The following is a 5,448-nucleotide window of genomic DNA, read 5'->3' as shown; positions in this document are numbered from 1 at the left end:
CCCTCCACCACCCTCAGCGGTCCCCCTGCTCCCGTCCCCGTCCGTGTCCCCATCCGCGTCCGCGGGCAGGATGCGGTGGACGAGGGCGCCGATGAGCGCGTCCGGCCCCCCTTCACCGTCGAGCACGCCGGGCAGCGTGAGGTGCTCGACGACCAGGCCGGTCATCGCCAGATAGAGCATGACGACCTCGCTCCGGCCGCCCGGCAGGCGCGCCTCCAGGTGCCCGCGCACGTTGTCGTCCAGGTCCTGGCGGATGCGCCGGGTCAGCGTCCCGCGCAGGGCGGGGCGGCGGGTGGCCTCCAGGCGCAGCTCCAGCAGGGCCAGGTAGGCCGTGCGCTCGGCGCTCATGCGCGCCATGACCCACCGCATGAGCCCGGCGACGTCCTCGGCGGTGGAGGCGCCCGCCATGGCGCGTTCGGCCTCCTGCGGATCGGGGGCGAAGCGCACGTACAGGTGCCCTCCGGCCTGGGTGAGCAGGTCGTCGCGGTCGGCGAAGTAGTTGGAGGCGGTGCCCACCGGGACCTCGGCGGCGGCGTCGACGGCGCGGAAGGTCAGGCCGCGCGCACCCTGCTCGGCGAGGACGGCGAGCGCGCCGTCCAGGAGCGCGGCGCGGCGTTCGGGATTGCGGACCATGCGGGGCCTCCTCGAAGAGACGACTTGCAACCACTACATTTGAAGCACTATACATGGAGTAGTTACCCGGTCCGACCCCGAGGAGCGCCCATGCGTGAACTGACCTACTTCGTCGCCGCCACCGCCGACGGGTTCGCCTGCGGCCCCGACGGGTCGTTCGACTTCTTCCCCCACGCCGAGGACACGGCGGAGTTCCACCTCCGCGAGTACCCCGAAGCCCTCCCCACGCATATCCGCGCCGCCGTCGGCATCGACGGCCGGGAGAACCGGCGCTTCGACACGCTGGTCCAGGGGCGGGCCTCCTACGAGGTCGCACTGAAGGAGGGGATCACCAGCCCCTTCGCCCACATGCGCCAGTACGTCGCCTCGACCACGATCACCGAGAGCCCCGACCCGGACGTGCACATCGTCTCCGGCGACCCGCTGGAGGCCGTCCGCGCGCTCAAGCGGGAGGACGGGGACCTGGGCATCTGCCTCATCGGGGGCCCAACGCTGGCCGGGGCGCTCTACCCGGAGATCGACGCGGTGTTCCTCAAGCGCTNGGGGGGGGGGGGAAAGCCGCTCTTCCAAGGCGCGGCGTTCTCGCCCGCCGAGTTCGACCTGGTCGAGAGCCGCCGCTTCGACAGCGGCGCCGACTACACCCTCTTCCGCCGCCGCTGACCCGGTCACCCGGTGCGCCCGGTGCGCCGATACGCACCCGGGCACCGGAGGCCCGGAACACGCGAACGGCGCCCACCGGTCTCCGGTGGGCGCCGTTCCGTGCGTCCCTCAGGTGCGCCGCTCAGGCCAGGGGCGGCGGCTTGGGCAGGGTCTCCGACCCCACGCGCTCACCGTCCCGGGTGACGGTCAGACCGTCCGGGCCGGACCGCCCGACCAGCCAGGCCAGCAGGGCCGCGTGCGGCCCGTCGGCGCGCAGCCCGGCCGGGCCCCGGCCGATGCTGCCCACGTCGGCGATCTCCACCGCCGGCAGCTCGGCCCCGGCCAGGCGCTCGACCATCGACCGCAGCTCGCGGTCGACGAAGGCCTCCTGCCAGTGCCCGGGCGTGTACCCGGCGTCCAGGTCGACGTGGTGGTACTCCAGCTCCAGGATGCGCATCCCGGCCAGCTCGGCGGCGCGGAACACGCGGCCCGAGCGGTGCCGGACCTTGAAGTCCCACCGCTCCTGCGGCATCGCCGCCACCGCGGCGGCGAACCGGTCGGACGAGGTACGCAGGTCCGCCGCCTGCTCGGGGCCGGGCCGCCCCGCCCCCGCGTCGATGTCGGCCTCCCGGGCCTCCTCGCTGGGGTACATGGACGCCTCGCGCCCCTCGCGCGCCGCCTCGAGCACGCCGGAGACCGCGTCGGCGCTCCGGGACACGTGGGCCAGCACGTGGCCCCGGGTCCACCTGGGCAGCAGCGACGGGGCGGCGATCTCCTCGGGGGTGAGCCGCTCGGCCGTGCGCACCAGGCGCTCGGTGGCCTGTTCGATCTCCTTCATCTCCATACCGGAGGCCTCCATCTAGGAAGCGGCACCGCTGAGGGTGCCGGTGGTCTGCTCGCCGGGGCTGTAGACCACACAGTAGATCTCGCGGTCGAACTGCTCGAAGGCGGTCCGGGTCGGCGTGTAGTAGCTGAAGTCGTAGGCCGACTGCTCGTAGGGCACGCCGACGAAGGTCTCGAACTCGCCCAGGCAGAACTCGTCGGCCTCGTCCGTCATGGCCTGGTCTCCGGGCCACTCGGTCTCGGCCGAGATGGTGGAGGCGTACACCTCGGAGTCGTGCGGGGCCGAGCAGTCGGTCACGGGGACCTCGGAGACCTCGCCCTGGATGGACTCGTCGTTGAGGCAGTCGCCCACGGAGATGTCGAAGGCGGCCACGTCCTCCTCCTCGGCGGGCGGCGGGGACTCCGGGGAGGTGTCCTCCTCCACCGGCTCGTCGGGGGTGGTGGGCTCCGACGGGACCGAGTCGCCCCCCTGGTCTTCGGCCCGCTGCGCGGCCTCCTGCAGGTTGGCCAGGATCGCGCCGCATCCGGAAGCCGTGACGGCCGCACCGGCGATCGCCAGCCCGGCGACGGCCCTCTTGGCGGTCGGAGCGAAACGGATGGACATGGGGGTACTCCAAATCGGGTGATCGATGGGGGATGCCCGTGGAGGGGCGCGGCGTGGGGCAGGGCCATCGCCTGCGGGGCACCGACCGCTCCGACGCCCCGATGGGGCCCGCGGTTCCCCGGTTCGCCCGAGAAATTCCCTTCGTGTCCGCACCGACGCCTCTGGTGACGGACCCCGGGACCACCGTGGTCCCGACCGGAGGCGCCGCCGTTCCCTCGGCTGTGGCGGCGCATCCGCCGCAACCGTCGCGGGAGGGGGAGCGGACACCGCTCCGGGGCATGCGAAAGGGCGGCCCCCCGGTGGCCGGGAGACCGCCCTTGTGGTCGCAGGCTGTTCGCCGCGTACCCGGAAGGCCGGGACGGGGACTAGAAGTCCATGCCGCCCATGCCGCCCGTCGGGTCGCCGCCGCCGGCGGCCGGCTTCTCCGGCTTGTCGGCGATGACGGCCTCGGTCGTCAGGAACAGACCGGCGATGGAGGCCGCGTTCTGCAGAGCGGAGCGGGTGACCTTGGTCGGGTCGATGACGCCGTCCTTGAACAGGTCGGTGTACTCCCCGGTGGCGGCGTTCAGGCCGACGCCGGCCTCCAGGTTCTTCACCTTCTCCGCGACGACCCCGCCCTCGAGGCCGGAGTTGATCGCGATCTGCTTCAGCGGGGCCTCGATGGCGCGGCGGACGATGTCGGCGCCGATCGCCTCGTCCCCGGACAGGTCCAGCTTCTCGAAGGCCGGAACGCCCGCCTGCAGCAGGGCGACACCGCCGCCGGGCAGGATGCCCTCCTCGACGGCCGCCTTGGCGTTGCGGACGGCGTCCTCGATGCGGTGCTTGCGCTCCTTGAGCTCCACCTCGGTGGCGGCACCGGCCTTGATGACCGCGACGCCGCCGGCCAGGCGGGCCAGGCGCTCCTGCAGCTTCTCGCGGTCGTAGTCGGAGTCCGTGCGCTCGATCTCGCTGCGGATCTCGTTGACCCGGCCCTGGATCGTGGTGCCGTCGCCGGCGCCGTCCACGATGGTGGTCTCGTCCTTGGTGACGACGACCTTGCGGGCGCGGCCGAGCATCTCCAGCTCGGTGTTCTCCAGCTTGAGGCCGACCTCTTCGGTGATGACCTGGCCGCCGGTCAGCACCGCGATGTCGCTGAGCTGGGCCTTGCGGCGGTCGCCGAAGCCGGGGGCCTTGACGGCGACCGACTTGAAGGTGCCGCGGATCTTGTTGACGATGAGCGTCTGCAGGGCGGCGCTCTCGACGTCCTCGGCGATCACCATCAGCGGCTTGCCCGCCTGGAGGACCTTCTCGACGACCGGAAGGAACTCGTTGTTGTTGGAGATCTTGGAGTTGACGATGAGGATGTAGGGGTCCTCCAGGACCGTCTCCATCCGCTCAAGGTCGGTGGCGAAGTAGGGCGAGATGTAGCCCTTGTCGAAGCGCATGCCCTCGGCGAGTTCGAGCTCCAGCCCGAAGGTCTGGCCCTCCTCGACCGTGATGACGCCTTCCTTGCCGACCTTGTCCATCGCCTCGGCGATGACCTCGCCGATCTGGGCGTCGCCAGCGGAGATGGAGGCGGTGGAGGCGATCTGCTCCTTGGTCTCCACGTCCTTGGAGAGCTTGGCCAGCTCCTCGCTGATGCGGGAGACGGCGGACTCGATGCCGCGCTTCAGGCCGATGGGGTTGGCGCCGGCCGCGACGTTGCGCAGGCCCTCGCTGACCATGGCCTGGGCCAGGACGGTGGCGGTGGTGGTGCCGTCACCCGCGACGTCGTCGGTCTTCTTGGCGACCTCCTTGACGAGCTCGGCGCCGATCTTCTCGTACGACTCCTCGAGCTCGATCTCCTTGGCGATGGAGACACCGTCGTTGGTGATGGTGGGGGCGCCCCACTTCTTCTCCAGAACGACGTTGCGGCCCTTGGGGCCGAGCGTCACCTTCACCGCGTCGGCGAGCGTGTTCATGCCGCGCTCAAGGCCGCGGCGGGCTTCCTCGTCGAACGCGATCAGTTTGGCTGCCATAGACTTCCTGTCCTCCCGGGACGGGCTGATACGCGAAGGAACGAGCCGACGCCCGCGACGGACGACCGCGGTCCGCCGGCTGTCCGGCCGCCGGCGTCCGCGGCCTCATCGTCTCGATCCTGATTAGCACTCCGATCATCGGAGTGCTAACGATCCCCTTTTTAGCACTCACCCATGGCGAGTGCAAACGGCCCCGGGGAGGGATCCTCTCCCGATTACCCGCAGGTCAAACCGCACACGAACGGGCCGCGTCCGGCAGTGCCGGACGCGGCCCGCGCGAAGCTGTCGGGGCGGGTCAGCCGCCCGCGACCGCGGGGATGATCGAGACCTCGACACCGTCCTTGGTCGCGGTGTCCAGGCCGTCGGCGAAGCGCACGTCCTCGTCCCCGACGTAGACGTTGACGAAGCGGCGGATCTTCCCGGAGTCGTCCAGGATGCGGGCGCGGATGCCCGGGTGGTTGGCGTCCAGGTCGGCCAGGACGTCCTTCAGGGTCGCGCCCTCGGCGGACACCTGGGCGGCGTCCTTGGTGTAGGTGCGCAGGATGGTGGGGACGCGAACGCTCACGCTCATGGTGCGGGTACTCCTCGGTGTCGGTGCGGTGGTGCGGCTGTTCCCGCGGCGCCGCCGCCCGCGCGCCGCCGGGCGGAGCGCGGGCGGCGCTCAGGCGGCGGCAGGGCGGCCGCGCGGCGGAGCCGCGGCGGTCGAAGGCGGTCTAGGGGGTGTTGCGTGGA

The 5,448-nt window shown here is 71.7% G+C and carries 5 protein-coding genes; all 5 read right to left on the bottom strand.

The genetic code is table 11. From position 1 onward, the window contains the following. Positions 1–633 (bottom strand): TetR/AcrR family transcriptional regulator (locus D476_RS32050; RefSeq protein WP_017622730.1); only part of this gene is annotated, 633 nt, incomplete at its 3' end. 781 nt (positions 634–1,414) lie between these two features. Continuing rightward, positions 1,415–2,116, bottom strand: coding sequence for a maleylpyruvate isomerase family mycothiol-dependent enzyme (locus D476_RS0104220; RefSeq protein ID WP_017622728.1), 702 nt, complete (start codon positions 2,114–2,116; stop codon positions 1,415–1,417). Between the two features lie 15 nt (positions 2,117–2,131). Beyond that, positions 2,132–2,719 (bottom strand): septum formation family protein, encoded by a 588-nt coding sequence (locus D476_RS0104215; protein WP_017622727.1) that lies wholly within the window; start codon positions 2,717–2,719, stop codon positions 2,132–2,134. 365 nt (positions 2,720–3,084) lie between these two features. Continuing rightward, positions 3,085–4,716 (bottom strand): chaperonin GroEL, encoded by a 1,632-nt coding sequence (groL, locus tag D476_RS0104210; RefSeq protein WP_017622726.1) that lies wholly within the window; start codon positions 4,714–4,716, stop codon positions 3,085–3,087. 295 nt (positions 4,717–5,011) lie between these two features. Continuing rightward, a complete protein-coding gene (locus D476_RS0104205; protein WP_017622725.1) occupies positions 5,012–5,287 on the bottom strand; it encodes a MoaD/ThiS family protein in 276 nt (91 codons plus the stop codon). Positions 5,288–5,448: the final 161 nt, after the last annotated feature.

Source organism: Nocardiopsis chromatogenes YIM 90109 (genome assembly GCF_000341185.1).
In the GTDB taxonomy this organism is placed as follows: Bacteria; Actinomycetota; Actinomycetes; order Streptosporangiales; family Streptosporangiaceae; genus Nocardiopsis_A; species Nocardiopsis_A chromatogenes.
The sequence above is the reverse complement of the archived record's forward strand: the minus strand, read 5'-3'. Positions and strand labels throughout refer to the sequence as shown.